The sequence below is a fragment of the Allobosea sp. 05T439 genome, assembly GCF_056396005.1.
Genome location: NZ_JBFTKP010000152.1, coordinates 1 through 445 on the forward strand (window position 1 = coordinate 1; position 445 = coordinate 445).

The 445-nt window shown below is 72.0% G+C and carries 1 pseudogene; it reads right to left on the reverse strand.

Annotation, left to right across the window (positions count from 1 at the left end):
- A pseudogene (locus AC1DIO_RS35495) lies at positions 1-445 on the reverse strand (hypothetical protein); the annotation flags it as partial.

Below are 445 nucleotides of genomic sequence, written 5' to 3' on the forward strand. Positions count from 1 at the left end.
CCCGAGCCGCCGCCGGCCGAGGCGATCCCCTCGAAGTCATGGCCACCGCCAGAGCCGGCACTGCCGGAGAGGCCGCCGCCATGGCTGAGCGTCAGGTTGTCRTTGCTCGCCGGATCGCCGAAGACATCCTCGAGCTTGGCCGGCGAGAAGCGGCGCAGCGGCAGCTGCTCATAGTCGATCGGCGGGGAATCGATGCCGAGGAAGGCGGCAAGCCCGGCCGTGCCGACMGCCTGGCCGCCGGAGCCGAGCGCCGGGTCGTCCTCGGGCCCTTTCTTGATTGCTCCGGTCTCGTCCTCGGCCTCCTTGTCCGCCTCCTCGGCCTGCGCCTGCCTCGMGGGGCCTCCCCCAGCCGCATCCTCGCCCGGGGKCTCRGTGGGCGGACCGAGATCGGACTTGGCGTGGCTGGGGAAGAGGCTCTTGACGTAGATCGCGACCGCGGTCAGCG